Consider the following 26,212-nt stretch of genomic DNA (forward strand, 5'->3'; position numbering starts at 1 on the left):
TCGCATCGGGCCAAGCCTGGAGGCCGGGGGAGGGTGCGTCAACCACGCCGAGTGGGGAGGGCGAACCGCCCTCCCCACTCGTGTGCCGGATGTGCCGGAGCGTGCTACGGCACCACCACGATCTTGCGGCCCTTGCCGGACTGGAACTGGTCCAGCGCGGCGGGGTAGGCCTCGAGCGGCAGCCGGTGGCTGATGAAGATCTCCGGGTCCAGGACGCCCGAGGCGAACAGCCCGGCGGCCCGCTCGTAGCTGTGCAGCACGGCCATCGAACCGGTGATGGTGATCTCCTGGTTGTAGATCTTGTACGGCTCGATGGTGGCCCGGGTCGCGTAGTCGGCGACACCGAACTGGAGAAAGGTTCCGGCCTTGGCGACACGGCCCAGGCCGTCCTGGATGGCGGCCTGGTTGCCGGTCGCGTCGATGACCACGTCCCAGCCGCGCGGCTGCTCCAGCTCGTCCGGCGAACCGGCGGACCGGGAACAGCCCAGGGTGCCCGCGGTGGCCAGCCGTTCGGGGTTGATGTCCACCATGTCCACACTGGTGGCGCCGGTCCGCTTGGCCAGCTCCAGCATCATCAGACCCATGGTGCCCGAGCCGTAGATCAGCACCTCCGCACCCAGGTTGCCGTGCAGCACGTCATAGCCGCGCACCGCGCAGGACAGCGGTTCGATGAGGGCCGCGTCGGCCGTGTCCACATGGTCCGGCAGCTTCACGCAGTTGGCCACCGGCGCGACGGCGAACTCGGCGGCGCCGCCGGGGACACTGACCCCGATGGCGTTCCAGTTGTCGCACAGATTGCCCCGGCCGATCCGGCAGTAGCGGCACTCATGACAGTGCAGGGAAGGATCCACCGCGACCCGGTCGCCCACCGCCAGCTCGGTGACGCCGCTGCCGACGCCCACCACCTGGCCGGCGAACTCATGGCCGGGGACGATCGGCAGCGTGGGGGCGAACTCGCCCTGGAGGATGTGCAGATCGGTGCCGCACAGACCGCACGCCGCCACGTCGACCACCACCTCGCGGGGTCCCGGCGTGGGGTCCGGAACGGTCTCGACGGTGACCTTTCCGGGAGCTTCGATGACGGCGGCCCTCATTTGACGGCTCCTAGGGACAGGCCCTGGACCAGCTTGTCCTGGGCGGCGAAACCGGCGGCCAGCACCGGCAGGGAAATCACGACCGACGCGGCGCACACCTGGGCGAGGAAGAGCCCCTGGCTGGTGACGAAGGTGGTCAGGAACGCCGGGGCGGTCTGGGCGACCACACCGGTCAGCACCTGGGCGAAGAGCATCTCGTTCCAGCTGAAGATGAAGCAGATCAGCGAGGTGGCGGCGATACCGGGACCGGCGATCGGGGCGATCACCCGCACCAGGACGGTGGGCAGCCGTGCCCCGTCCATCTGTGCCGCCTCGATCACGGACACCGGGATGTCGGCCAGGAAGGACTGCATCATCCACACCGCGATCGGCAGATTCATCGAGGTGTAGAGGATGACCAGCAGCCAGATGTTGTCCAGGAAGCCGGTGTCTTTCGCGAACAGGAACACCGGGAGCAGACCGGCGACGACCGGCAGCATCTTCGTGGACAGGAAGAAGAACATCACATCCGTCCACTTGCGCACCCGCCGGATGGACAGCGCGTACGCCGCCGGAAGCGCCAGCACCAGGACGAAGACGGTGGAGAACACGCTCGCGCCCAGCGAGTTGAGCAGTGGCGGCCAGGGGCTCGCCCCGCCGCCCGCCCCGAAGAACTCGCGGTAGCCGTCCAGGGTGAGCGAGGCGGCCACCGACGGCGGATTGGTGGCGGCGTCCGACTCGGAGTGGAAGGAGGTCAGCACCATCCAGAGCACCGGCAGGACGAACACGATCCCGGTGAACCAGGCCAGCAGTCCGAGCGCGGCACCGCGGCGCCTGGCCCGGCGGGCGATCGGGGGAACGGCGGTGATGGCCGCCGGTGCGGTCGACGTGGTCATGCGCGGGACGCCTCCTCACGGAACAGGGACGACACCACACGCAGCGCGAAGGTGGCGATGACGATCGTGCCGATCACCACCAGCACGCCCGCCGCGGATGCCAGCCCGTACTCGTGGGCGTTGTAGAAGGTCTCATAGATGGTGTACGGGAGGTTGGCGGTGTCCAGACCGCCACGGGTCAGGGTGAACACCGCGTCGAAGTTCTGCACGATGTAGATCGACCCCAGCAGGGTGCCCAGCTCCAGGTAGCGGCGCAGATGCGGCAGGGTGAGATAGCGGAAGATCTGCCAGCTGCCCGCGCCGTCCAGCCGGGCCGCCTCGATCATGTCCAGCGGTCGGCTCTGTAGTCCGGCCAGCAGGATCAGCATCATAAAGGGTGTCCACTGCCACACCAGGGACATCTCCACGGCCACCAGAGGCATATCGGAGATCCATTCCGGCTGGGGTCCGCCCAGCCAGTGGAGTACCCCGTTGAACAGCCCGTACTCAGGGTTGTAGAGGGCATGCTTCCACAGCAGTGCGGAGGCCACCGGGACCAGCAGGAACGGCGCGATGAGCATGGTGCGCACCAGCCCGCGGCCACGGAACTTCCGGTCCAGCAGCAGCGCCAGCATCAGCCCCAGCACCACGCTGACGATCACCACGGTGGCGGTCAGCAGCACGGTGGTCATGATGGACTCGCGCAGCGCCTCGTCGCTGGCCACCGTCCGGTAGTTGTCCAGACCGGTGAACTCGCGGCGGTTGGGCCGGAACGCGTTCCAGTCGAAGAACGAGATCACCAGCGTGGCCACGAACGGCAGCTGGGTGACCACGATCAGGAAGATCAGCGCGGGCATCAGCGGCGCCCGGGTGGCCCACTCGCGGGCGCGGTTGCGGGACACCTTGGGGGTGGGCCGCGGATCGGTGGCCACGGCCGGTGGGCGCGGGCCGCGCACGGGGGCGGCAGTCGTGGGATTACTCATCTCGGTACTCCTCGCCGACCTTCTCGGCCAGCTTCTGCGACTTCTCCAGCGCCTCGTCGACGGACTGCTTACCGGCGATCGCGGCACTGATCTCCTGCGCGACCTTGGTGCCGAGGTCGGAGAACTCGGGGATGTCGACGAACTGGATGCCGATGGTGGGCCGCGGCTGCACACCCGGGTCACGTGGCCGGGCGCTGGTGATGGCCTCGCGGGTGACCTCCGAGAAGGTTCCGGCGGCCTTGCGGTAGTCGGGGTTGGCGTAGGTGGACGCCCGTTTGCCCGCCGGGACGTTGGCCCAGCCGAAGGTCTTGCCCACCAGGGACTCGTACTGCTTGCTGGACGCCCAGCGGACGAACTTCCAGGCGTTGTCGGGGGTGCGGGACGCCTTCTGGATTCCCCAGGCCCAGGTGTAGAGCCAGCCGGAGCTCTTGGTCTTCTCCACCGGTGCCTGGACGTAGCCGATCTTGCCCTTGACGGGGGAGCCGGCGGCCTCCAGCGATCCGGCGGCCGAGGTGGCGTCGTACCACATGGCGCTCTTGCCCTGGGTGAGGTTGTTGAGGCATTCGGCGAACCCGGACTGGGCGGCGCCCGCCTCACCGTGCTCACGCACCAGGTCGACGTAGAACTTGGTGGCCTCGGTGAACTCGGGGGAGGTGAGCCGCGCCTTCCAGTCCTTGGTGAACCAGGTGCCACCGAAGGTGTTGGCGACCGTGGTGAGCGGCGCCATCAGCTCGCCCCAGCCGGGCAGTCCGCGCAGACAGATGCCCTTCATCCCGTCGCGGGCGCCGTCGGCCTTGGCCGCCAGCTTCGCCACCTGCCGCCAGGTGGGCCGCTTGGGCATGGTGAGGTTCTTCTCGGCGAACACGTCCTTGCGGTACATCAGGAACGACGACTCACCGTAGAACGGCTCGGCGTACAGCCGTCCGTCCTCGGCGGTCAGCGACTGGCGCATCGGGGGGAGGACGTCCTTCTGGTCGAAGGTCCGGTCGTGTGCCACCCGCTTGTCCAGCGGCAGCAGCCAGTCGTTCTCGGCGTAGAACGGGACCTCGAAGTTGCTGATGGTGGCCACGTCGTACTGACCGGCCTGATTGGCGAAGTCCTGACTGATCTTGTCGCGGACGTCGTTCTCCGGCAGCACCGTGAAGTTCACCTTGATGCCGGTTTCCTTGGTGAAGTGTTTCGCGGTGAGCTTCTGCAACTCCATCATCTGGGGGTTGTTGACCATCAGCACATTGATGGTCTTGCCGCCGGAGCCACCGCCCCCCATACCGGCGCACCCGGCGAGGAGCGCTCCCGCGGTCAGGGCCACCAGTGGTATCCGGGCAGCACGAAGAGTCAGGACGGGCATGACAGGTCCAATCGAAGGGACGTGGGGGAGTCGGCGGGGAGTAACAGCGGTGCCGTGCCGCGGCGGTGACGCGGCGTCAGGCGCGGATGATCTGTGGACCCAGCAGGGAGTAGCGGTGTGCCTCGGTCAGGGGCAGCCCGGTGTCGGTCACGATCGCCTCGAAGTCGGACACCTCCGCGAACCGGCAGAAGCTGACGGCGCCGAACTTGGTGTGCACCCCGGAGAACACCTTCCGCCGGGAGACCCGGACCACCTGCGCCTTGACCTCGCTGACCGCCGGATCGGGGGTGGTGAGGCCGTACTGCCGGGAGATGCCGTTGGCGCCGATGAAGGCCAGGTCGATGACGAATCCGGCGAGCATATGGGTCGCCCAGTGGTCGACCGTGGCCATGGTGCCGCCGCGCACCCGGCCGCCGAGCAGCAGCACCGTGGTGTTCTCCCGCCCGGCGAGGCCACCGGCGGTGGTGAGGGAGGCGGTCAGCACGGTGAGCGGGCGGTCCCGGGGCAGGGCCTCCGCGATCAGTTGCGGGGTGAACCCCTCGTCCACGAAGACGGTTTCGGCGTCGCCCAGAAGCGCGGCCGCGGCCTCCGCGATCCGCTGCTTCTCCGGGACGTGCATGGTGGTGCGGAAGGCAAGGGTGGTCTCGAACCCCGCGCTCTCCACGGGATAGGCGCCGCCGTGGGTGCGGCGCACCAGACCGTGTTCCTCCAGCACCCGCAGGTCGCGGCGCACGGTCTCCTTGGAGACACCGAGGTCCGCGGCGAGTTTGCCGACGTCGACGACACCGGCGCGGCGGGCCGTGTCGAGGATCTCCCGACGGCGTTCCTCCGCGTCCATTGCGCATCTCCCTGCGTCGTTCTTTGGCTTGCGTGGAAGTTTTACAAGCCCGTCATCACGTGGCCAGTGGTGACGCCGAAGAGATCGTGACCGTATGTGCCCGTTTCTTGAACGTTATCTCAGCAGGTCAGTCGGTGTGAAGAGGCGAAGTGTGCGGATCGTGGCTGCCTGATCCGCCGCCCGGTGGGCCCGCTTGGTGCCCGTTCACCGGTCGGAGGGCATCGGCCGGGGCCCGACCGGGCGTGGCCGACGAGGGATCGGTGCCCGTTCGGACATGTGTCAGGAGCGGGGCACCTCGTGGCCGAGCGCCCCCGAGGTGTCGAGGATCCGGGCCGCCACGGAGACCGAGTCCACCAGCGGATGGAGGGCGAGGGCCCGCAGCGCGGCGCCGCGGGCGCTGCCCGCACGGGCACCCGCTCCGGTCGCCGCCTCGATGGTCGAGCGCTCCACCGCCTTCAGCGAGAGCATCAGCCCGAGCTGGTCCGGGGCCACCGCCCCGGCCGCCAGCGGACGTGCGCCGCCCGCGTCCACCAGACACGGCACCTCCACCACGGCGTCCGCGTCCAGACCCGGTACCGCGGTGCGGTTGCGGACGTTGAGGATCAGCGTGGTGCGCTCGTTACGGGCGATGGCGCGCATGAGGGCCAGCGCGATCCGGTCGTAGCCGCCGCCGTCCAGATCGCAGGTGTCACGCTGCCAGCCGCCGGTGGCCTCCCGGCTCTCCGCCATATACGTGGCCTCACGCTCCAGCCGGGTCCGCTCCCATGTCTCCAGCGCCCCGGCGCCCCCGTCCGCCGCCGACGCGTAGAAACGGGCCTGCTGCTCCCGGAGGAACTCCCCGCGGGTGGCCGGGGCCTGCCGGATCGAGGCCACCGCCTCGCGGTTGAAGTAGTAGTAGTGCAGATACTCATTGGGCAGGGCGCCCAGCGCGCGCAACCAGTCGGCGCCGAACAGCTTGCCCTCCTCGAAGGACTCCAACAGGCCGGGGTCCGCGAGGAGTTCGGGCATCCGGTCGCGGCCGTCCACCACCACCCGGCGCAGCCACCCGAGGTGGTTGAGCCCGACGTAGTCGTAGGAGGCCCGGTCCGGGTCGGCGCCCAGCGCCCGCGCGGCCCGGCGGCACAGCCCCACCGGTGAGTCACAGATCCCGATCACCCGGTCGCCCAGCACCCGCTGCATCGCCTCGGTGACCATGCCCGCGGGGTTGGTGAAGTTGATGACCCAGGCGTCCGGGGCCACGGCCGCGATCCGCTCGGCGATCCGGACGGCCACCGGCAGCGTACGCAGCCCGTAGAGCACCCCGCCCGCCCCGACGGTCTCCTGGCCGAGCACCCCCTCGGCGAGCGGGATCCGCTCATCGTGCGCACGCCCCTGAAGGCCGCCGACGCGGATCGCGGAGAACACGAAGTCGGCGCCGCGCAGCGCCTCGTCGAGGTCGGTGGTGGCCCGTACGGCGGGGGCGGTGGTACGGCCCGCCGCCTGCTCGGCCAGGACCGCGCCGATGGCGTCGAGCCGCGTCCGGTCGGTGTCGTACAGCACCAGCTCGGTGCAGCGCCCGGCCGCGTCCCCGGTGTCGTCCAGCAGTGCCCGGTACACCAGGGGCATACGGAAACCGCCGCCGCCCAGCACAGTCAGCCTCATACGGTCAGTACCTCCACATCGGCCTCGCGGAACACGGCGAGCGTGGCCGGATCGGATGTTGTGTTGGTGATCAGGGTGTCGATCTGGCGGGGCCCGCAGATCCGGGCGAGACCGGTCTCGCCGGGAAACTTGCCGGTGGTGACCAGCAGCACCACCTCGCGGGTGGCCTCGAGCATGGCGCGCTTCACCGGCACCTCCACATGGGTGCTGTCCAGCACACTGCCGTCCGGCAGCACCCCGCTCGCGCCGAGGAAGAGCCGGCCCACATGCAGCTGCCGGATATTGGACTCGGTGAGGAAGCCCACCACGGACCGGTAGTTGGCGCGCACCTGACCGCCGAGCAGGATCAGTGTGATGTGCGGGTCGTCGCGCAGTTCGTCGTAGACGGCGAGGTTGCTGGTGACGATGGTGACCGGCCGTCCCCGCAGCCGCTTGGCGAGCTGGAGGGTGGTGGTGCCGATGTCCAGCAGCACCACATCGCCGTCCGCGACCAGCTCCGCGGCCCGGCGGGCGACCGCCTGCTTCTCGGCCAGGTCGTCGACCTCCACCTCGCTGAACGGGCGCTCCTCGTCCGGGGTGGGTGCGGCCACCGCGCCGCCGTAGACCCGGGTGAGCCGCCCGGCCCGGCCCAGCTCGGTGATGTCCCGGCGGGCGGTGGCCTCGCTGATGTCCAGACGCGAGGCGATCTCCCCGATGGGGAGCACGCCCTGCTCGCCGAGGATGCTCAGCAGCTTCTCGTGGCGGGTCTCTCGCAGCATGGGGGCAACCTACTCCACATGAGCGAGTTTGCGCGAGTGTGACCGACCTCTTGCATTCGTCGTCGGGCAGGTGCAGGGTGTCGCTCACACCCGGGACACCCTCCGTTCCGCCTCCGCCCCCCGGAGACCCGCACTCGTCCTCCCGGCTCTCCCGCCCCCCGACCCAGAGAAAGGCGCGTTGGTGAGCTCCACGGCCCGAACACCCGATCCGATCCACCCGATCGATCCGCTCGCGCCGCTGCGCGCCCCCGGGGACCCCGTGCACGACGTCTATCTGACCGGCACCGTGTTCCTGGACATCATCCTCACCGGGCTCGACCACGCCCCGGTGCGCGGCACCGAGAGCTGGGCGCGCGGGATGGGCTCGAGCCCCGGTGGCATCGCCAATATGGCCACCGCACTGGCCCGGCTCGGCCTGCACACCACCCTGGCCGCGGCCTTCGGCACCGATGTCTACGGCGACTACTGCTGGGAGAGCCTGGAGAACGGCGAGGGCGTCGATCTGAGCCCCTCCCGCCGCGTCCCCGGCTGGCACTCCCCGGTCACCGTCTCCATGGCGTACGAGGGCGAACGCACCATGGTCACCCATGAGCATCCGGCCCCGCCGCCCGCGGTGCCCGGCGCCCCGCCCCGCACCCGCGCCTGCGTGGCCTCCTTCGAACCGGGACGGCCTCAGGAGTGGGTGGGCCAGGCGCACGCCCAGGGCAGCGAGATCTTCGCCGATGTCGGCTGGGACGACAGCGGGCGCTGGGACCTCGCCGCCCTCCCCGATCTGCCCCATGCCCACGCCTTCCTGCCCAACGCCACCGAGGCCCAGCGCTACACCGGCACCGACAGCCCCGGGCGGGCGGTGCGCGCGCTGGCCGAACGGGTGCCCATCGCCGTGGTCACCAAGGGCCCCGAGGGCGCCGTGGCCGTCGACTCGGTCACCGGCGAGAGCGCCGAGGTGCCCGGGCTCGCCGTGGACGCGCTCGACCCCACCGGCGCCGGAGACGTGTTCGTGGCCGGATTCATGACCGGAACACTCGCCGGATGGCCGCTCACCGACCGGCTCGCCTTCGCCAACCTCACCGCCGCCCTCTCCGTCCAGCACTTCGGCGGCTCCCTGGCCGCACCCGGCTGGCCGGAGGTGGCCGCGTGGTGGAACCGCGCCGAGCGCTCGGCCCGCGGCGGCTCCGCGGCCGCCCGTGAACTGGCCCACCGCTACGGGTTCCTCTCCGGGCTGATACCGCCCGGAGTGCGCGACTGGCCACGGCTGAGGGCCCTGCCCACCATCGGCTTCCGGGGCGCCTGACACCCCGCGGGTCCTGCTCACCGCCTGAAGGAGATCTCCATGGGAATCCCCGGTACCGGGGCGCGCCGACGGCACACCGGAGCCGCGCCCGCCGTGCTCACCGCCGCCCTCGTCCTGCTCGCCGCGGGCTGTGTGCCCGGCACCGACGGCTCGGGGGCCGCCGGTCCCGGCACCGGCGCGGCCACCGCCGTACCGGATCCGGCGAAGGCCGGGAAGGTCACGCTGACCGTCTGGGACCAGGAGATCCGCGGCGGCACCAACGGCGAACTGACGCAACTCAACGAGGAGTTCGAGCGGAAGTACCCCAATGTGCGGATCAAGCGGGTGGCGCGCAGCTTCACCGATCTGAAGACCACGCTCAAACTGGCCGTGTCCGGCAACAACCCGCCGGATGTCATCCAGGCCAACCAGGGCTATCCCGACATGGTCTCCTTCGTCCGGGCCGGACTGCTCTCGCCGCTCGACAACTACGCCGGGATCTACGACTGGAACACCCGCTACCCCACCACCCTGCTCAACCTCAACCGGGTCTCCGCCGACGGCACCGACTTCGGCACCGGCCGGCTGTACGGCATCTCCCAGACCGGTGAGTACATCGGGCTCTACTACAACAAGGACCTGCTGAAGAAGGCGGGACTCGAGCCTCCGAAGACCTGGCGGGACTTCACCGACGGCCTGGCGACCCTCAAGGACCGCGGTGAACTGCCGGTCCAGTTCGGCAACCTGGACAAGTACCCGGCCATCCACACCTTCGGTGTGCTCCAGGACCAGTTCGACGCCAGCGGCACCCGGGACACCGTCCTCGGCCGCGGCGGCGGCTTCGACAACGCCGCCACCAAGGACGCCGCGGCCACCCTCACCGACTGGATGGACCGCGGCTATCTGCCCAAGGGCGCCAACGGCCTCGGCTACGACGACGCGGCCAAGAAGTTCGCCTCCGGCGACGGCGCCTATCTGCTCACCGGCACCTGGCAGCTGGCCGATCTGAAGAAGACCATGGGCGACACACTGGGTCTGATGCCACCACCGCCCGCGAAGGCCGGCGGCGACCCCGTCACCACCGGTGGCCAGGGCCTCGCCTGGTCCATCACCTCCCGCTCCCGCCACCCCGAAGTGGCCGCCGCCTACCTGGACTTCATCACCGACGCCCACGCGGCCGACGTCATGACCCGCCACGGGGTGCTGCCCGCCGTACCCGGCAAGGCCGCCGCCGACGTGGCGCCGGACACCGTCGACGGCCAGATGATCGACGGCTGGAAGCGGCTCAGCGCCGCCGACGGCCTCGTGCCGTACCTGGACTACTCCACGCCCACCTTCTACGACACCCTCTCGGCCGCCCTCCAGGGCGTCGTCAGCGGCAAGACCTCACCCGGGAAGCTGGCCACCACACTCCAGGAGGACTACGGCACCTTCCTGGCGAAACAGCGGGAACGCCACGCGGCCGAGCCGGACCCGGCGGGCACCAAATGAAGGCCCCCGGCACCACACCGAGGAGTGGTTACCGGCGGCGGGCGCCCGGTGAACCGCGCGCCATCGGCTATCTCTACATCCTGCCCGCCCTCGTGGTGTACGCCGTCTTCCTGCTCTACCCCTTCGGCCAGTCGGTGTGGCTGTCCTTCGTGCACTGGGACGGGCTGGGCGTCGCCGCCCCGGCCGGGTTCGACAACTACCGCGATCTGTTCGGCGATCCCGCACTGCGCGCCCCGTTCGCCCACGCGCTGCTGCTGCTCCTCTTCTACTCGGCGCTGCCGGTGGCCATCGGACTGCTGCTGGCCGCGGTGATGTCCCGGGTCCGGGTGCGCGGGATGACCTTCTTCCGCACCGTGCTGTTCCTGCCCCAGGTGCTGGCGCTGATCGTGGTCGGCGTGGCCTGGCGTTCCATCCTCGCCCCGGACGGGCTGCTCAACGACACCCTCCGGGCGGTCGGCCTCGGCTCGCTGGCCCGCCCCTGGCTCGGCGACTACACCTGGGCGCTGCCCGCCGTCGGTGTGGTCGGCACCTGGGTCGGCACCGGGCTGTGCATGATCCTCTTCCTCGCCGGGGCCCAGCGGATCCCGCGCGAACTGTACGAGGCGGCGCGGATGGACGGTGCCGGGCCGGTGCGGGAGTTCCTCAGCGTGACCCTGCCCGGTCTCCGGCCGCAGATCGCGGTGGCGCTGACCCTGACCATCATCGCGGGGCTGCGCAACTTCGACCTGATCTACATCACCACCAGCGGCGGCCCGGGGAACGCCACCTCCGTACCCGCCTACGAGGTCTACCACCGGGCCTTCGAGACCAACCAGGTCGGCTCGGCCGCCGCCGTCGGGGTGGCCCTCACCGTGCTGATCTTCGTCCTGACCGTCACGGTCTCCCGGCTCGTCGAAGGGCGGCGGTCATGACCACACGACTGGAACGCGGCGTCACCTACGGCATCCTGACCCTGTTCGCCGTCATCGCGCTCACCCCGGTGATCGGCATCCTGTCCACCGCCTTCGGTGCGCAGGACTCCCTGGACACCGGGTTCTCGCTGCCCGACGACGGACTGCACTGGAGCAACTTCACCGACGCCTGGAGCCGTGGCCACTTCGGCACCTACCTCGGCAACTCGGTCCTGGTCACCGCTGTGGTGGTGGCGGCCACGACGGTGCTGGCCGTGCTGGCCGCGTACGCCTTCGGCGTGATGCGCTTCCCCGGCTCCACCGTGCTGTTCTACCTCTTCGTCGTCGGGCTCACCCTGCCCCAGGAGGCCCTGGTCGTCCCGCTCTACTTCGATCTGCGCTGGGCCGGACTCACCGACACCTACTGGGCGTTGATCCTGCCGCAGACCGCGCAGTCCCTGGCCTTCGGTGTGTTCTGGATGCGCACCTACTTCCGGGGCAGCGCCCGGGCCGTGATCGAGGCGGCCCGGATCGACGGCGCGGACACCTGGACCACCCTGTGGCGGGTACTGGTGCCCATGGGCCGCCCCGCGATCTCCACCATGGTGGTCATCACCTTCATGTGGACCTGGAACGAGTTCCTGATGGCACTGGTGATGGTCAGCGACGAGGCCCACCGCACCGTGCCACTGGGGCTCGCCTTCTTCCAGGGCCAGCACAGCTCCGACGCGGCCCTGCTGGCGGCCGCCTCGGTGCTCATCGCCCTGCCGGTGGTCGTCGTCTATGTGGCGCTCCAGCGCCGCTTCATCGAGGGGATGCTCGGCGGCGCCGTCAAGGAGTGAGCCCGGCTATCCCACCGGCAGCCGGGCGGGCGTACGGCTGACCTCCCGGCCCAGCCGGGACAGCGACCGGGCGAACGCGACGGCGTCGTGCACCGCCGCCCCGCCGGTGTCGTTGTTGAAGAACGCGTACACCTCGGCGCCGCCCGGCCAGGTCTCGTCCACCCGCCGCGCCCAGGTGGCCAGCGCCTGGGCGCCGTAGTGCGGGGCCGGATGGGCGCGGCCCCCGTGGAAGCGCAGATAGCCCCACCCGGCGGTGCGCCACAGCGGGGCGGCCGGGCGCGATCCGGCGTCCGCCCAGCACAGTGCCGCGCCGCGCCGCTCCAGTACCCCGCGCACCTCATCGGTCCACCAGGAGGTGTGGCGCGGTTCGACCGCCACCCGGGTCCCGGCGGGGAAGCAGCGCAGACAGGTGTCCAGCAGCGCGGGATCGGCGCGCAGGGTGGGCGGCAGCTGGAGCAGTACGGGGCCGAGCCGGTCGCCGAGGCCCCGGGCGTGCGCCATCAGCCGCTCCACCGGCTCCTGGGGGTCGCGCAGCCGCTTGATGTGGGTCAGGTAGCGGCTGGCCTTGAGCGCCATCACAAAACCGTCGGGGGTGCGCTCCCGCCAGGTGGCGAACTGGTCGTGGCCGGGCAGCCGGTAGAAGGCGTTGTTGCTCTCCACCGTGGCGAAGGCGCGGGCGTACTCCTCCAGCCACAGCCGCTGCGGGCAGTCGGCCGGATAGAGATCGCCCCGCCAGTCCTTGTACTGCCAGCCCGAGGTGCCGACCAGGACGGTCATGCCTCGCCCGGGTGCCAGGCCGGCCACTGTCCGGGCCGGTCGGCCCAGTGGACCTGCTCGGGGTCGCCGAAGTCGATGTCCGGGAAGGCCCTGCGGACCGTCGGCTCGAATTCCTCCCGTTCGAGAGGTTCACAGCCGAGGCCCCGCAGCCGCACCCGCCGGTAGCGGCTGTCCTCGTCGAAGGGTTCGACGAAGACGGGGTACCCGGAGTCGACCGGATGCGTCGTGTTCCTCATGTCTCCAGGGTGCCTCCGGTACGGCGGCGGCGCGCGGATCCGGTCCCGGTCCGGTCCGCCCGTTTGCGGCGCGGGGCATTGTCCGCTTGATTCGAAGGAGAGCCCGTGTGCCGGGGGTGAGCGATGATCTTCACCGACCGCGTGGACGCCGGACGGCGCCTCGCCGAGGCGCTGCGGCCGCTGCGCGAGGAGAAGCCCGTGGTCCTGGGGCTGCCCCGGGGCGGGGTGCCGGTGGCCTTCGAGGTCGCCCGCACCCTGCGGGCCCCGCTGGACGTGATCATCGTCCGTAAGCTCGGCGTCCCCTACCACCGGGAGCTGGGCTTCGGCGCCATCGGCGAGGGCGGGGTGCGGGTGGTGCACCAGGCGATCGTGCGGATGAGCCGGGCCGACGAGGAGGACCTCCGGGAGGTCGAGCGGACCGAGCAGGCGGAGCTGGTCCGGCAGGCGCGGCGGTTCCGCCGGGGACGGCCGCGCGTCCCGGTCGAGGGCCGAACGGTGATCATCGCGGACGACGGGATCGCGACCGGCGCCACCGCCCGTGCCGCGTGCCGGGTCGCGCGCGCCCAGGGGGCGGCCCGGGTCGTCCTGGCCGTGCCGGTCGCGCCGCCGGACGCGGTGGTGGCGCTGCGCGAGGACGCGGACGAGGTGGTGTGTCTGTCCTCGCCGCCAGAGTTCTCGGCGGTCGGGGAGTGGTACCAGGACTTCTCCCAGACCGGGGACGCCGAGGTGGTGGAGTTGCTGTCCGGGTCGACCGGAGAGCCGGGGGAGGCGCATCCTGGAAGGTGAGGCAGGAGGTGATCGCGATGGAGACGATCGTGGGATGCGACATACAGATGGAATTCCGTGAGGTCGGCCCCCTGACCGAAGCGGTGGTCAGGCTGAGAATGCACGACGGCACGGAGATGCTGGCCCAGGGCCGCGCCAGCCGCAACCCCGACGACCCGGCACAGCCGAGGGTCGGCGAGGAGATCGCGGCGGCGAGGGCACTGAGCAACCTCGCCCACCGGCTGATCGGCAAGGCGGGCGGAGACATCGAGGAACTCACCCACACCAAGGCACATCTGACGATGTAGGCCGGGTCGCGACGGGAAACGCCGCGACGAGGACCGCGGGGAGCGGAGGCGTCCGCCGCGGCATGAGGGTGCCGTGCGGACGCGCGGGGCTGCCCGGACGGGGTGCCGTCCGGGCAGCCACTTCGGTTTCTCGGGCCATCAGGGGCGGGGCCCCGCTCAGATGGAGACGCCCTTGGCACGCAGATAGCTCAGCGGATTGACGTCCGAGCCGTAGTCGGGACCGGTGCGCACCTCGAAGTGCACATGCGGTCCCGTGCTGTTGCCGGTCGAACCGGAGCTGCCTATCTGCTGGCCGCCCTTGACCGCCTGGCCGACCTGGACGGACAGCGCCGACATATGCGCGTACTGGCTGTACATCCCGTCGGAGTGGCGCAGCACGACCTGGTAGCCGTACGACCCGCCCCAGCCCGCCGCGACCACCTCGGCCGGGCCCACCGCACGCACCGTGGTGCCCACGGGTACGGGGAAGTCGGCGCCGGTGTGGTGGCCGCTCGACCAGCTGCTGCCGGCCACCCCGTAGGCGGTGCCCAGCTGGGTGCTGGCGACCGGCGTGGTGAAGGAGGAACGGGCGGCGGAGTCGGAACCGGTCGCCTTCTTGGCGTCGGTGCGCTGCTTCTGCGGGGACTGCTGCTTCTGCTGCGGCTGGGGTTTGGCCTGCGCGGCCCGGTGCTCTCCGCCCTGGGTGTCGAGGGTGAGCCGCTGGCCGGGAAGGATCAGATTCGGATCGTCGCCGACGGTCCGGCGGTTGGCGTCGTAGAGCGCCTCCCATCCGCCGTCGACATGCTCGGCACCGGCGATCCGGGACAGGGTGTCACCCCCGGCCACGGTGTACGAGTCCGACTGCGGAACGGCCTTGGTGCTGGCCTTGGGAGCGGACTTCCGGGGAGTGGACTTCGGGGCCGCCTCGGGGGTGGCCTTCGGTGTGGGCTCGGGCGTCGCCTTCGGGGTCTGCGCACCTGAGCCGCCGGAGCCGGTCGAGACGTCCGGGGCGGGTCCGCCACGGGTCAGCCCGGCCTTCACCGAGCAGACGGGCCAGGCGGTGGGGCCCTGGCTCGCGAGCACCTTCTCGGCGACCTTTATCTGCTCCCCCTTGGTGGCCAGGTCGGCGCGGGCGGCGTAGGAACCGCCGCCGTACCCCTGCCAGGTGCTCTGGGAGAACTGGAGACCGCCGTAGTAGCCGTTGCCGGTGTTGATGCTCCAGTCGTTGCCGGACTCGCACTCCGCCACCTTGTCCCAGGTGTCGACGGAGGCGGCGCTTGCCTGGCCGACGCCGATGAGCGGCAGTGCCACTCCGGCGCCGCCCGCGGTGATCGCGAGGTGGGCGCGGGAGACGCGACGAGGCTTAGGCCGGCGGTGACGTCCGCGTGCAGCCATTGAGCTCTTCCTCTCCTACGCCTGCGAGGTGAGCTGTCGGGTTCGGGCTGGAGTTGCCCGGCCGCACACGTACGGGGCCATGGTCCCGTGGTGCGTCTTCACCCCAAGCCGTATCGCGCGGTCCACGCGGTACGGCGCCTACCTGGTTCCCCCGCTCCTGCCGTGACAGGTCGTCGTGTCACCCCTCGGCCGACGGCAGGACTCGGCGCTCCGGCGGAGGAGGCCCGCCGCATGGAATGCGACGAGAGCCGCACAGTAAGCGCATCGTTTTGATTACGACAAGGTCTCGGGATCTTGATCAAGGCGCCGGGCTCCGGGCCGCTCGTCCGGTGTCACTCTGCGCGCCGGGTCTCCTCCGGAGAGCGAGAGTGCTTGCTGCTCATTGCCCGTCAGAAACGTTACGGCGCAAAGGAATCCACTGCCGCTCGATGATCTCGGCCTGGAAATCGATCAGTTGGCGTCATTCTCTGTGACCTGCATCACTAATTTTGGATTCGACCGATAATGGCGTGCTGTGCTGTATGTGTCATTGCTAGCGGAATGCGGCCAATGCACCGGGTGACATAAGGGCGGCAAAGCGGGGAAGGGTGAGCCAAGGGGGATGGACGGGAAGCATCGGGGCACCCGCCCTCGCGGCCGGTGCCCCGCTCACCTGGCTGACCTGGGGAGGTCGCTCACCATGGGGCAACGGCACGGCACGACAGCACGGCGTACGGCACCGGCCCGCTCCCGGCCGCTGGTCTTATCCGCGCTTCTCGTCGGCGCGCTGGCCACGGCCACCGGCTGCGGCACCGACCCGGGGGAGGGGGCCTGGACGCGCTCCGGCGGCCCGGACGCCGCCCGCGCCGCGGACGCGGCCCTCGCCCCGTCCGCGGCCCTCGCCCCGTCCGTACGTGGCATCTGCTCCACCGAGCGGCTGAAGCTGACGGTGGGCCGCAAGGACGTGGCCGCGGGCAATGTGTATCTGCCGCTGGTCCTCACCAACACCTCGACCGCGGCCTGCACTCTCACCGGTTTCCCGGGGGTGTCCCTGCTCGACGCCGACGGCACCCGGATAGGCGCCCCCGCCACCCGGCGCGGCCCCTCGCACTCCACCGTCCCGCTGCCTCCGGGCGGCAGCGCGTCCGCCGTTCTGCACACCCTCAACGAGGGCGTGACCGACACCCCGTGCCGGAAGTCCGCCACGAGCATCCTGGCCTATCCGCCGGACTCCTTCCGCGCCATGAAGACCGCAGCGCACTCCTTCCGTGTCTGCGGAGGGGTCTTCGATGTCGAAGCGGTCCGTTCCGGAGCGGGCACCTGACATCTGACAGCGGCATGCCGGACCGATGTCACCTCGCGTAGAGGTGTCCGAAAATCTTGACAAGCCAGGCGCCGACTGGCTGTGTTCACCCTTTCGCAATCAAAATGGGTAGGTCACCATGAGGGGTGCCTCACGTGAGCCGGTGTGTAGCGTCCGGAGGGGGACGGTGTCATGGAGCGAGCCGCGACCGGGGTCGAGACGGAGTTGCTGGACCTTTCGGGAGCGACCCTCGAAGACCTTGACCGGGGCGACGGGCTCTCTTCGGTGACCCAGCGGCTGCTCGACACGGTCCAATTTCCGCCGACCTTCGTGACCGCCGCCACTTCCGGACAGAATTGTGTAAGCGAAGGAATCCCGGAATAGTGCCGCATCCCTCGCTTCCCGGAACAAGGTGGCCATGACGGCTGAGCGTTCCTTTCACCGCCTTTCGGAGCGGTGCTTCACCGCGTTGGGACGGGGTTCGGGTGATGCGTCGTCGGTGGCCGAGCTGCGATCCGGGCAGCGCAGCCGGACCATGCTCCTGCTGCGCGCCCTGGTCGGCATCGCCTCCGACCACCCCGCGTTACCGGGCCCGCTCCCCGAGGTCCGGGAGCCGTGGCGGCTCCTCATCCGGGCGGAGCGAGCGGCCCCGGCCGCCGTGGAGCGCATACTGCTGCACCCCCAGGCGGGTGCCTGGCTCAACCGCTGTCTGCGCAGGCTGCGTGGCCGGGAAGCGGTGACCACGCCGCTGTGGACCGAAACCGGTTATCTGTACGCCATGGCGGCCTCGGCCGCACTTCTCGCGGGGATCGACTTCCGTATCGCGGTGGCGGTGCGCGAGGGCGGGGTGATGCTGCCCGCCCTCGGATTCGTCCGCCTTCCGGACCGGACGGCGGAAACCGCCGAGGTCTTCCGTACCCCGCACGGGGAGACCGCGCTCACCGCCGGACCGCATACGGTCCCGCTGCCATTCGACCGCGCCGGGAATGCGCCGGGCTGGTATGGCCTCCGGCGATTGCACGGCGAACACCACGGGCATATGAGCGCCCCCTTTCTCGACGATGTCGACCCCTATCGCAATTTCCTCCGCATCACCCCGCCGCGAAGACTCGGCGACGACGAGTGGCACCACTGGCGGACGTGTTTCGACGGCGCCTGGCGGCTGGTCGCCCAACAGGCTCAGGTGGACCCGGGCGGGATCGCCGCATGCCTGGGATCGCTGGTCCCGGTGGAGTACACCGCCCACCCCGACCTGTTTAGCGCCTCGTCCCCGGAAGCGCATGGATGCGTTCTGCTCGGCCGGCCGTCGGATCCGCTCGCCCTGGCCGCGTCGCTGGTGCACGAAGCCCAGCACATCAAGCTCAGCGCCCTGATGGATCTGGTGCCCTTGATCGAAGGGGGTCTTGAGGAGGTCCACTACGCGCCCTGGCGGCTGGACCCCAGACCGCTGCGCGGGCTCTTCCACGGTGTGTACGCCTTCCTGGGCGTCACCGGGTTCTGGCAGGACCGGTGGCATCGCGCCGACGCCGGACCGGCCCGGGACACCGCCGCGTTCGAGTTCGCCCTGCGCCGTGCGCAGACCGCCCGGGGGCTGCGTACGCTCCTCGCGCACGCCCGGCTCACCCCCCTCGGCGAAAGGTTCCTTCGGCTCGCCGACGCACGGCTCGCCGGATGGCTGGCCGAACCCGTACCGCCGCTGCCGCGGCGATGGGCGGACGAGGTACTGCTCGACGCCGAACTCGTCTACCGGCTGCGCCACCTCCGGCCCGATCGCGCACGGACCGCCGAATGGGCCCGGGCCCGGCGGCTCGGCACCCTCCCGCCGCGGGCCCTGCCCATGACCTCGGTCCGGGCGGCCCCCACCGAGACCCCGCCGCGCCCCGCGCTCGTCCGCCACCGGCTCGGCGATCCGGTCGCGTTCGCCCGGCTCCACGAGGACGGGGGCGCCACGCTTCCCGACGGCAGCACCCCCGACGGGGCCGATCTGGACTGGGTCGCGGACCGCCCCGAGGCCGCGCTCGACGGCTACCGGGCCCGGCTGGAGAAGTCTCCGGACGATCTCTTCGCATGGGCGGGGCTCGCGCTCAGCGTCCCGGACGGCACCGCGCGGAAGGCGCTGTTGAGCCGCCCCGAGCTGGTGCTCGCCGTCCACCGGGAGTTACGTGACACGGGGACGGCGCAGCCCGGCCCCGGCACCGATCCGCTCGCCCTCGCGGAGTGGATCGGTACCCATACCGGATGACTCGCCGCGCGGCTCAGAAGGCCATGGCCTCCACATCGCAGTCCGCGCGGATGCCCCGGGCCGCCGCCACCGTGGCCGGATGGCTGGCGGTGAGCACCCGCCGCATCCGGGTGAGCGCGTCCTGATGGAGCTCCTCGGCCGATCTGCCCTCGCCCAGCGCCCGCAGATCGCCGGACAGATTGAGCGCGCAGGCCAGGGTGGTGGGGTGGTCCTCGCCCAGCTGTGACCGGCACGCCGCCAGGGTGTCGGTGTCCAGCCGCCGGGCCTCCTCGTAGTCCCCCAGTGTGAAGTGATCGCTGGCCAGGTTGATCGCACAGGCCAGGGAGACCGGGTGGCCCGCCGCCAGCCGCTCGACCAGCAGCGGCAGCGTCTCCTTGTTCATCCGGAGCGCCTCCTCCGTCTCACCCAGCAGCCGCAGGGTGATGGCCAGGTCGAGCGCCGCGCTCAGGGCAACCGGATGACGCGGCCCCAGGGCTGCCCGCATGTCCTCCAGACACTTCCGGCCGAGTTCACGGGCGCCGTCGAGATCGGCCGTCTGCCGAAGGTCCATCGACAGGTTGAGCGAGGTGGTGGTGATGTTGAGATTGGGCTCGGTGTACCGGAGTTGATAGCGCTCCAGGACCTCCTGGCTGATCTCCAGGGCGCCCTCGTGGTCGCCCGCCTTGCGGCGCGCCACGGCGAGGTTGCGCAGGGCGTACACCCCGATCGGGGCGTTCTGCGGCAGCACCCTGCGGATCCGCGCGCAGGTCTGCTCCAGCATGCCGCGGGAGGCCATGTAGTCACCGCATTCGCGGACATCGATGGTGACGTTGGTCTCCAGCAGGATGGTCAGCAGACTGTCCTCGCCGAGGATGACCTGGGCGATGCCGTGGGCGCTCTCGTCCACCTCCCGGGCGCGTGCGTAGTCACCGGCCGTCCGCAGCCCCAGGGCGTAGTCGTTCGCCGCGGCGATGGTGTACGGGTCCTCCTCGCCGAACAGCCTCCGGGTCCTGCTCCAGCGGTCCCGCTCCAGCTCCAGCGAGCGCCCGAACTCGCCCTGGAAACGCGCGTCGCTGGCCACCGCGCCCAGGGTGACGAGGGTGTTCTCGTGGTCATCGCCCTCGGTGGCGCGCTGGAGCTCCAGCGTACGGCTGTTCATCTGCCGGGCCCGCTCGAAGTGGCCCAGCACGGTGAGGACATGGCCCAGGGTCCGGGACACCGCCAGCGACTCGGGGCTGTCCTCGCCGAGGGACTCGACCCACTTCTCCCGCACCTGGCTGCCCAGTTCGAGCGCGCCCTCGTGGTCTCCCCAGACATAGAGGAAGCGGACGAGGTTGCGCACCATCTGCCGCACCCACTTGTCGTCGCACTCCATCGCCCGGGAGGCCCGGACATGCGACAGCAGATCGGCGTACCGGCCCCAGTTGGGCGGCGCCACGTCATTGGGGTCCCCATAGGCGAGCAGCACATGGGCGCTGTGCTTCATATCCGCCTGCTGCTGCGGGGACATCTGGCCGATCAGCACCGCCTGCACCAGCCGGTGCATTTCGATGGTGTTACTGCGGTGATTGATTTTGATCAGGGCGTAGCGGTTGATCTCCCGGATGGCATGACCCAGTTTGATGGGGTCCTGGAGCACCTCCGACAGTTCGGGGGAGAGCGAGACCCCCCGGACCCCGGAGAACAGCCGCCGGGAGATCGGCTCGGGGGCGAAGAAGGAGCACATCTGGAGCAGTTGGAGCGCCCCGGGATGGGTCTCGGCCAGCCTGCGCAGCGACATGTTCCAGGCGGCGGCGACCGGTTCGGGGTAGTCGACCGGTACGCCCGCCGCGAGCAGTTCGCTGCGGCGGGTGGAGACATCGGACCGCTCGTCCTCGAACACCTGGAGATACTCATCGACCGGCATGCCCGTCTCGGTCAGCCAGGCCGCCGCCTGCTCGATGGCCAGCGGCAGGTCCCCGAGCGCGTCCGCCACCCGGTCCGCCTGATCGCGCGGCAGTTCGGGCCCCCGGCGCAGCAGCAGCTCGATGCTCTCCTCGCGCTCGAAGACATCCACCTCCACCGTGCGGGCGGCCCGTGACCACTGGGCGTTCCGCGAGGTGACGAGGATGCGGCCGGGGCCGCCCGCCGGGAAGAACGGGCGGACCGTCTCCAGCTCCTCCGCGTTGTCGAAGACCAGCAGCCAGTTGCGGCAGGGCCGCCCGGTGCGCAGCGCGTCCAGCACGGTCGGTACGGCCGTGTTGGCCTCCATACCCGCCTGGAGGCCGAGCCGCTCGGCGAGCTGCACCAGCGCCTGGCGGATCTGCTCGGTGCGCTCGGCCGGGATCCACCACACCGCGTCATAGTCGGCGGCGTGCTGATGGACGTACTCCAGGGCGATCTGGGATTTGCCGACCCCGCCGAGTCCATGCAGGGCCTCCGGCAGCACGGCCGCCGTGCCCTCGCTGCGCAGCCGCTCATGGAGCATGTCGAGCAGCGTCTGCCGTCCGGTGAAGTTGTTGTTCCGGGGCGGCACATTGCCCCAGATGGACGGGGGATCCCCGGCACGGCGCTCCTCCACGTCGGGCAGGGACCGGGCAGCGGTCACGGACACGAAACTTCCTCTCAGGTGCTCTCCCGCCGGGCCCGGCGCGCGGTGCGCCGGCGGGTCGGATGGATCGTCGGCGTCGGAACGCGCGGTGGATCGGGGAGTGAGGGCGTCAGTCACGGCAACCGCCTCAGCCGCTTCGGGGACCACATTTTTTCCCCTGGGGGAATCTTCATCAACGGGTTCCGGGGGCCGTTCGCCCGTAGGGGCTACCGTCTGATGGGCGAGGACAAGAGCGCGAAAGGAGCGCGCACCTTCGAGATACGGCCCCGACAGCGCCTGGTAGACCTGCTCCTGGAGCCTCAGGTACGGCAGCAGCCGCTCGCTGGTGGGCAGGTCCCGCACCGGCTCCGAAGGGTGGTTGAGCAGATCGCGCAGCAGATGCAGCGGCTTCCAGCGCTTTCCCAGCCGGTCCAGCACACTGCGCAGGATATACAGCGACTCGTCCCGCATCCCCGCCGACAGCAGCAGCTCCCGCACCCCGCTGTGGAATTCGTAGCCGATCCCCGTCTCGTCCAGCGGATCGCCCGCCGCCACCTTGCGCAGCAGCCCGCCCAGCAGGATCTCCGCCAGATCGCCGGGGCTGCCCTCCGGCTGGTGGATGCCCTGTACGAACTCCATCACCGGGATGTTCAACGGGGCCGCCGCCAGCCGGGACGCCAGCCGGAAGGCGCTGGGCGAGGCCGACCCACGGAACCGGAAGACCCGGTCCAGCGCGCTCGGTTCCGGCTCGCGCTCGAAGCGCTCGGCCGGTGCCCCGGGCAGCAGGGCCAGCGTCTCCTGTCCCTTCGCCGAGGGCCGGGCCACCAGCTGGGCCCAGCCGGCCATCCACCGCGCGTCCAGCTCCAGGACCGGTACGGGTGGCGCGCCTCCCGGCCAGCGGCCGCCGTCGGCCGGGCGCCAGGCGGCGTTGGGGGCGCCCGGCCAGGGAACCCGCACCCGCACCCGCTCCGGTGCCACCCCGGTGTGCGCCCAGCGCCCCTGGCGCAGTACGTGCAGGACGGCCACCGAGGCGCGGCGCGACCAGCGGGCCAGGGCGCGCTGCGCGCTCTCATCGGCCCAGGCCGCGCCGATGCCGTCGGTGAGCACCAGCACCGCCCGCTTGTCGCGCGGCGCCATCCCGGACACGGGCGAACCGCCCCCGGGGGGCTCGCCGGACCCGGCCGTACCGCCCTCGCCGTCGTCGGGTAACGCGCGGTCGCTGTCGAGCCGGTGCACCCGTACGTCCCGGAAGGCGCCGGTGCGTTGCAACACGGTGACCAGCCGGGCCGCCGTACGCCGCCACACCACCATCGAACTCCCGCAGTCCAGCACCAGGACCGCGTCCATCCAGCGCTCCCGCACCGGTACGCACTCGGGCACCCACAGTCCCTCGCGCGCCGCGCGCTCGGCGGTGGCCTCCTCGTCGACCTCCAGCGCGACCGGCGACGGCGCGGTGCGCTTGAGCGGACGCAGCGCCCGGGACAGGGCGCGCTCGGCGATCATCGGTCCGGTGACGGACAGCCGCGGCGAGGGGATGACCACCTCGGTGGCGACGGCCGGTTCCGCCTCGGCGGCCGGATGGTCCCCGGCCGGGGCGAGTTCGGCGGGCCGGGGCGCGAAGAGGGCCGGGTCGGGTTCGGCCGCCCGCTCCTCCTCCGCCTCGCGCTCCGGCGGCGGTTCACCGGACGGGCCGTCACCGGACGGCGGTGCGTCCGCCTCCGGGGTCTCGGGAAGGGGTCCGGGACCGGTCCGGCCCGGTCCGTGGTCGGTCTCCGCCCTGCAGACGGCCAGCCATACGGCGTCGGCGATCTGCCGCCAGTCCAGGCCCCGCGGGCCGGGTCCTGGGGATCCGCCGCCTGGGTCGTATGTCATGCCGAGCCTGCTGCGTCCAGCCGGTGCCAGACGGCGTGCAGTAGCTCCTCCCACTCGGGGCCCGGTACCTGCGACTGGGACGTCACCAGATACACCGCGTTGAGCAACTGGTCGGCGGCGAGCCCTCCTTCGAGCTCACTGCGCTCCAGGAACATCTGGATGAGCTCCTGGGCGCGCGGATCGTCCGCCCGGCCCAGATGGGCGGCGACGATCGCGGCGAGCCGGTCGGCGTCCGGATCGGGCAGCCGCAGCTGGAGACAGCGGCGCAGGAACGCGGGCGGGAACTCCCGCTCCCCGTTGCTGGTGATGACCACGACCGGGAAGGCGCGGCAGCGCACCCGGCCCGAGGCGATGACGGTACCGCGGCCGGGGTCGTCGGTGAGGACCGATACGGCGGGCCGGCGGCGGCGGACGCGCACCAGCTCGGGGATGGCGTACTCGCCGGCCTCGAAGATGTCGAGCAGATCGTTGGGCAGATCGATATCGCTCTTGTCGAACTCGTCGATGAGCAGCACCCGCGGGAGGCGGTACGGCAGCATCGCCGTGCCCAGCGGCCCGAGTTGGAGGAAGTCCCCGATGTCCTCCGGCCCTGGTTCCTGGGGGTCCGCCTCCGCCGCCTGTCCTGCCGCGGCGGCGTGCACCCGGCCGACGGCGTCGTAGCCGTAGAGCCCTGCCCGCAGGGTGGTGCGGGTGGTGATCGGCCAGCGCAGCACCCGGCCGAGCCCCAGCTCCCGGCTGATGCGGTAGGCGAGGGTGGACTTGCCGGTGCCGGGGCGTCCGGTCACCAGGAGCGGACGCCGCAGGATCAGCGCCGCGTTGACGACGTCGGCCTCCTCGGCGCCGGCCCGCAGACCGAGTGGGGTGGCGCCCAGCCGCCGGGCCGCGTCCTGCTCTTCCTCCGGAGGTGCCGGGGGTTCGGTCGGTGCCCCGTCCGGATCCGATAACGCGGCGGCGGGGAGGCCGTCGTCCGGAGGGCAGGCCGAGACCCCGCCGAAGGTGCGCCAGGGAGGCGGCGGCGGAAGGATCTCTTCGAGGTCGACGTCGTGCAGCGGGCGGCCGGTGCCCTGGTAGATCCACCAGGGACGGGGCACGGTGGACGGCGGGGGAGCGGCGGCGGACCCCGGGTCGCCGTGGACCCGCCCGTTGCGCCGTCGCGCGGACTCCGCGTCGCTCATCGGCTCCCCACCCCCTCGTCCGGCCCCGTCAACCGCCCCACCGGCTCCACGGGACGGGTCGGGTCGTCCCAGACGAGCATCACATGCTGTCCCGGGTGATGCTCCCGCTCCGCGGCGTCGATCGTATGGGCGTCCAGACGTAACTCTGTCACGGCTTCGCGGAGCCGTGCCAGGTTCCCGCTGGCCTCGGCCGGTTTTTGTCCGAGCCGGTGGACCAGGTCGGGCGCCCGGGCCTGACGGCGGTCCCAGGTCACCACCGGGATCCCGGCCCGCCATGCCGCGAGCGCCTCGTACGTACCTTCGGGGGTGGTCCCCGGGGGCGAGTTCAGGACGAGCGCGACCACATACGGATCGGCCTTGAGCCGGGCCAGCAGCCCGCCGGGGTCGCCCGAGCGCGGACTGTCCGGGTCCGGGCCGTCGATGATCAGCTGCTTGGAGTGCTGGGGCTGGTCGGCGAAGATCTGCCAGCGCTGTTTCCAGGACCGGTGCCAGCGCCGGGTCTGGCAGCGCTCCAGGCTCCGTATCACCACGGGAAAGTCCATGCAGAGCGGTGTGGCCAGATCGCTGTCCAGCTCCTGCCGCCACAGATGCACCGGGAGGTTCAGATCGTCGGGGCCCAGCATGAACTCCACATGGATACAGCGGGCGTCGTCCCACTCCTCCACCGCGGCGTACACCAGGTCCTGGACGGCCCGTTCCGCGGTGGCGGCGGTGACCTGGGTGACCGGGCCGCGGGCCGGATGCCAGCCGGTGGGGTCGTACTGGTGCCAGGAGGAGAGTTCATAGCGGCCCGGCTCCTCCTGCGGCAGCAGCCGGATCACCAGGTAGGCGTCCACCGGCTCGGCCGGGGCGGCATGGCCCACCTGCTGGCGCAGCGATCTGAGCTGTGAGGTCAGGGACAGCTCCCTGGCCCGCTCATCGGCCCACGCCCGCAGCGTGTCCGCCGTCCGCAACGGCTGTGCCGAGACGGCCAGATACTCCACCAGGGCCAGCCCCGGCGGCAGACTGCCCGGCTGGGCGTTCATCCGGCTCAGCACCTCGAAGGCGTGCCAGGGGCCGGTGACCGGAGGGACGTCCTGGAGCGGGCCCGCGGCGGCCCGGCACAGCTGCCCCAGATGTCCGATCTCCAGCTCCTCCAGCAAGGACCGCAGCACCGAGGTGGCGGGCACCGGCAGCGCCGGACGGGCCGTCATCTGCTCCATGACCGCGTCGAGCTGCTTCATCGCGGCCGCGTCGGAGGCCATCACCGCGAGCGACGCGCGCAGCGCCCGCATCACCCGCACATCGTCCAGACACTCCCGGGCCAGTTCGACCAGGAAGTAGTCGGTCACCCGGTGGCTGCGCACCGGTACGGCCGATTCCAGCTCCATGGCGACCAGTTCCAGACAGAGCGCGCGGGAATCCGGATCCGTCAGACAGCGGAATTCCTTGAGCGCCGTGACCAGATTGCCGACCGACGCCAGGCCGCCTTCCCCCGTGGCCGCCATGCCGTGCCCTCCCCCGAGCCCGTCTCACCGGTCCCCGCCGCCGGTGATCCCCCGCCGGAGACCCTGCCACAGGCGGGCGCCGCCCGCCCGGGCTCCGGACAACTTGTATGCCCCGCACGCCCCCGGCGACACAC

The 26,212-nt window shown here is 71.1% G+C and carries 20 protein-coding genes, 1 pseudogene and 1 riboswitch; of the genes and pseudogenes, 8 read left to right on the plus strand and 13 right to left on the minus strand.

What is annotated here, in order from left to right; all coding sequences use genetic code 11:
• Positions 1-104: 104 nt before the first annotated feature.
• The 7 genes from AB0C66_RS30940 to AB0C66_RS30970 form a co-directional block, all read right to left on the minus strand.
• A complete protein-coding gene (locus AB0C66_RS30940; protein WP_362445986.1) occupies positions 105-1,094 on the minus strand; it encodes a zinc-dependent alcohol dehydrogenase family protein in 990 nt (329 codons plus the stop codon).
• Positions 1,091-1,969, minus strand: coding sequence for a carbohydrate ABC transporter permease (locus AB0C66_RS30945; RefSeq protein WP_362445989.1), 879 nt, complete (start codon positions 1,967-1,969; stop codon positions 1,091-1,093). Before AB0C66_RS30945 ends, AB0C66_RS30940 begins: the two co-directional genes overlap by 4 nt.
• A complete protein-coding gene (locus AB0C66_RS30950; protein ID WP_362445992.1) occupies positions 1,966-2,931 on the minus strand; it encodes a sugar ABC transporter permease in 966 nt (321 codons plus the stop codon). The genes AB0C66_RS30945 and AB0C66_RS30950 overlap by 4 nt, the downstream gene beginning before the upstream one ends.
• Positions 2,924-4,279 (minus strand): sugar ABC transporter substrate-binding protein, encoded by a 1,356-nt coding sequence (locus AB0C66_RS30955; RefSeq protein ID WP_362445995.1) that lies wholly within the window; start codon positions 4,277-4,279, stop codon positions 2,924-2,926. Before AB0C66_RS30955 ends, AB0C66_RS30950 begins: the two co-directional genes overlap by 8 nt.
• A gap of 76 nt (positions 4,280-4,355) precedes the next feature.
• Positions 4,356-5,117 (minus strand): DeoR/GlpR family DNA-binding transcription regulator, encoded by a 762-nt coding sequence (locus AB0C66_RS30960; RefSeq protein WP_362445998.1) that lies wholly within the window; start codon positions 5,115-5,117, stop codon positions 4,356-4,358.
• Positions 5,118-5,396: 279 nt separating this feature from the next.
• Entirely contained in the window at positions 5,397-6,758 is a 1,362-nt protein-coding gene (locus AB0C66_RS30965) for a 6-phospho-beta-glucosidase (RefSeq protein WP_362446001.1), read from the minus strand.
• Positions 6,755-7,516, minus strand: coding sequence for a DeoR/GlpR family DNA-binding transcription regulator (locus AB0C66_RS30970; protein WP_362446004.1), 762 nt, complete (start codon positions 7,514-7,516; stop codon positions 6,755-6,757). Before AB0C66_RS30970 ends, AB0C66_RS30965 begins: the two co-directional genes overlap by 4 nt.
• A 181-nt stretch (positions 7,517-7,697) precedes the next feature.
• Here AB0C66_RS30970 and AB0C66_RS30975 point away from each other — a divergent pair, with 181 nt between their 5' ends.
• From AB0C66_RS30975 to AB0C66_RS30990, 4 genes are read left to right on the plus strand one after another with little or no spacing between them, the layout of a single operon-like run.
• Positions 7,698-8,810 carry a PfkB family carbohydrate kinase gene (locus AB0C66_RS30975; RefSeq protein WP_362446006.1) on the plus strand — a complete coding sequence of 371 codons (1,113 nt, stop codon included), beginning with the start codon at positions 7,698-7,700 and terminating at the stop codon, positions 8,808-8,810.
• 39 nt (positions 8,811-8,849) lie between these two features.
• Positions 8,850-10,280 (plus strand): extracellular solute-binding protein, encoded by a 1,431-nt coding sequence (locus AB0C66_RS30980; protein ID WP_362446009.1) that lies wholly within the window; start codon positions 8,850-8,852, stop codon positions 10,278-10,280.
• Complete coding sequence (locus tag AB0C66_RS30985) at positions 10,277-11,191, plus strand: sugar ABC transporter permease (RefSeq protein WP_362446012.1); 915 nt, start codon at positions 10,277-10,279, stop codon at positions 11,189-11,191. Before AB0C66_RS30980 ends, AB0C66_RS30985 begins: the two co-directional genes overlap by 4 nt.
• A complete protein-coding gene (locus AB0C66_RS30990; RefSeq protein ID WP_362446015.1) occupies positions 11,188-12,012 on the plus strand; it encodes a carbohydrate ABC transporter permease in 825 nt (274 codons plus the stop codon). Before AB0C66_RS30985 ends, AB0C66_RS30990 begins: the two co-directional genes overlap by 4 nt.
• 6 nt (positions 12,013-12,018) lie before the next feature.
• Here AB0C66_RS30990 and AB0C66_RS30995 read toward each other — a convergent pair whose 3' ends face one another.
• The gene (locus tag AB0C66_RS30995) at positions 12,019-12,789 is read right to left on the minus strand and encodes a DUF72 domain-containing protein (RefSeq protein ID WP_362446018.1); all 771 of its coding nucleotides are present in this window, start codon (positions 12,787-12,789) and stop codon (positions 12,019-12,021) included.
• A complete protein-coding gene (locus AB0C66_RS31000) occupies positions 12,786-13,025 on the minus strand; it encodes a hypothetical protein (RefSeq protein ID WP_362446020.1) in 240 nt (79 codons plus the stop codon). Before AB0C66_RS31000 ends, AB0C66_RS30995 begins: the two co-directional genes overlap by 4 nt.
• A gap of 123 nt (positions 13,026-13,148) precedes the next feature.
• On the opposite strand from AB0C66_RS31000, the pseudogene AB0C66_RS31005 reads away from it, so the two are divergent.
• A pseudogene (locus tag AB0C66_RS31005) lies at positions 13,149-13,769 on the plus strand (phosphoribosyltransferase family protein); the annotation flags it as partial.
• Positions 13,770-13,828: 59 nt separating this feature from the next.
• A complete protein-coding gene (locus AB0C66_RS31010) occupies positions 13,829-14,098 on the plus strand; it encodes a DUF1876 domain-containing protein (RefSeq protein ID WP_362446023.1) in 270 nt (89 codons plus the stop codon).
• A 156-nt stretch (positions 14,099-14,254) separates the two neighbouring features.
• Here the strand turns inward: AB0C66_RS31010 and AB0C66_RS31015 are convergent, their stop codons facing one another.
• Positions 14,255-15,472, minus strand: a complete 1,218-nt coding sequence (locus tag AB0C66_RS31015; RefSeq protein ID WP_362446026.1) for a transglycosylase family protein — start codon at positions 15,470-15,472, stop codon at positions 14,255-14,257.
• A gap of 5 nt (positions 15,473-15,477) precedes the next feature.
• A riboswitch (cyclic di-AMP (ydaO/yuaA leader) is annotated at positions 15,478-15,655 on the minus strand.
• Between the two features lie 496 nt (positions 15,656-16,151).
• Between AB0C66_RS31015 and AB0C66_RS31020 the strand changes: the two genes are divergently transcribed.
• Positions 16,152-16,775: a DUF4232 domain-containing protein gene (locus AB0C66_RS31020; RefSeq protein WP_362446029.1), complete on the plus strand. Its 624-nt coding sequence runs from the start codon at positions 16,152-16,154 to the stop codon at positions 16,773-16,775.
• Between the two features lie 478 nt (positions 16,776-17,253).
• The gene (locus AB0C66_RS31025; protein WP_362446032.1) at positions 17,254-18,996 is read left to right on the plus strand and encodes an HEXXH motif domain-containing protein; all 1,743 of its coding nucleotides are present in this window, start codon (positions 17,254-17,256) and stop codon (positions 18,994-18,996) included.
• 13 nt (positions 18,997-19,009) lie between these two features.
• Here AB0C66_RS31025 and fxsT read toward each other — a convergent pair whose 3' ends face one another.
• The 3 genes from fxsT to AB0C66_RS31040 are packed head-to-tail and all read right to left on the minus strand — an operon-like array spanning position 19,010 to position 26,078.
• Positions 19,010-23,416 (minus strand): FxSxx-COOH system tetratricopeptide repeat protein, encoded by a 4,407-nt coding sequence (fxsT, locus tag AB0C66_RS31030; RefSeq protein WP_362446035.1) that lies wholly within the window; start codon positions 23,414-23,416, stop codon positions 19,010-19,012.
• A complete protein-coding gene (locus tag AB0C66_RS31035) occupies positions 23,413-24,591 on the minus strand; it encodes a MoxR family ATPase (RefSeq protein ID WP_362446038.1) in 1,179 nt (392 codons plus the stop codon). Before AB0C66_RS31035 ends, fxsT begins: the two co-directional genes overlap by 4 nt.
• A complete protein-coding gene (locus AB0C66_RS31040) occupies positions 24,588-26,078 on the minus strand; it encodes a hypothetical protein (protein ID WP_362446041.1) in 1,491 nt (496 codons plus the stop codon). Before AB0C66_RS31040 ends, AB0C66_RS31035 begins: the two co-directional genes overlap by 4 nt.
• Between the last annotated feature and the right edge of the window lie 134 nt (positions 26,079-26,212).

The organism is Streptomyces sp. NPDC048636, assembly GCF_040650655.1.
Taxonomy (GTDB): Bacteria; Actinomycetota; Actinomycetes; order Streptomycetales; family Streptomycetaceae; genus Streptomyces.

Excerpts from the sequence above, each read along its gene's own strand:
- AB0C66_RS30940 (WP_362445986.1), bottom strand. The coding sequence starts at position 1,094 with ATGAGGGCCGCCGTCATCGAAGCTCCCGGAAAGGTCACCGTCGAGACC.
- AB0C66_RS30945 (WP_362445989.1), bottom strand. The coding sequence starts at position 1,969 with ATGACCACGTCGACCGCACCGGCGGCCATCACCGCCGTTCCCCCGATC.
- AB0C66_RS30950 (WP_362445992.1), bottom strand. The coding sequence starts at position 2,931 with ATGAGTAATCCCACGACTGCCGCCCCCGTGCGCGGCCCGCGCCCACCG.
- AB0C66_RS30955 (WP_362445995.1), bottom strand. The coding sequence starts at position 4,279 with ATGCCCGTCCTGACTCTTCGTGCTGCCCGGATACCACTGGTGGCCCTG.
- AB0C66_RS30960 (WP_362445998.1), bottom strand. The coding sequence starts at position 5,117 with ATGGACGCGGAGGAACGCCGTCGGGAGATCCTCGACACGGCCCGCCGC.
- AB0C66_RS30965 (WP_362446001.1), bottom strand. The coding sequence starts at position 6,758 with ATGAGGCTGACTGTGCTGGGCGGCGGCGGTTTCCGTATGCCCCTGGTG.
- AB0C66_RS30970 (WP_362446004.1), bottom strand. The coding sequence starts at position 7,516 with ATGCTGCGAGAGACCCGCCACGAGAAGCTGCTGAGCATCCTCGGCGAG.
- AB0C66_RS30980 (WP_362446009.1), top strand. The coding sequence starts at position 8,850 with ATGGGAATCCCCGGTACCGGGGCGCGCCGACGGCACACCGGAGCCGCG.
- AB0C66_RS30985 (WP_362446012.1), top strand. The coding sequence starts at position 10,277 with ATGAAGGCCCCCGGCACCACACCGAGGAGTGGTTACCGGCGGCGGGCG.
- AB0C66_RS30990 (WP_362446015.1), top strand. The coding sequence starts at position 11,188 with ATGACCACACGACTGGAACGCGGCGTCACCTACGGCATCCTGACCCTG.
- AB0C66_RS30995 (WP_362446018.1), bottom strand. The coding sequence starts at position 12,789 with ATGACCGTCCTGGTCGGCACCTCGGGCTGGCAGTACAAGGACTGGCGG.
- AB0C66_RS31000 (WP_362446020.1), bottom strand. The coding sequence starts at position 13,025 with ATGAGGAACACGACGCATCCGGTCGACTCCGGGTACCCCGTCTTCGTC.
- AB0C66_RS31010 (WP_362446023.1), top strand. The coding sequence starts at position 13,829 with ATGGAGACGATCGTGGGATGCGACATACAGATGGAATTCCGTGAGGTC.
- AB0C66_RS31015 (WP_362446026.1), bottom strand. The coding sequence starts at position 15,472 with ATGGCTGCACGCGGACGTCACCGCCGGCCTAAGCCTCGTCGCGTCTCC.
- AB0C66_RS31020 (WP_362446029.1), top strand. The coding sequence starts at position 16,152 with ATGGGGCAACGGCACGGCACGACAGCACGGCGTACGGCACCGGCCCGC.
- fxsT (WP_362446035.1), bottom strand. The coding sequence starts at position 23,416 with ATGACATACGACCCAGGCGGCGGATCCCCAGGACCCGGCCCGCGGGGC.
- AB0C66_RS31035 (WP_362446038.1), bottom strand. The coding sequence starts at position 24,591 with ATGAGCGACGCGGAGTCCGCGCGACGGCGCAACGGGCGGGTCCACGGC.
- AB0C66_RS31040 (WP_362446041.1), bottom strand. The coding sequence starts at position 26,078 with ATGGCGGCCACGGGGGAAGGCGGCCTGGCGTCGGTCGGCAATCTGGTC.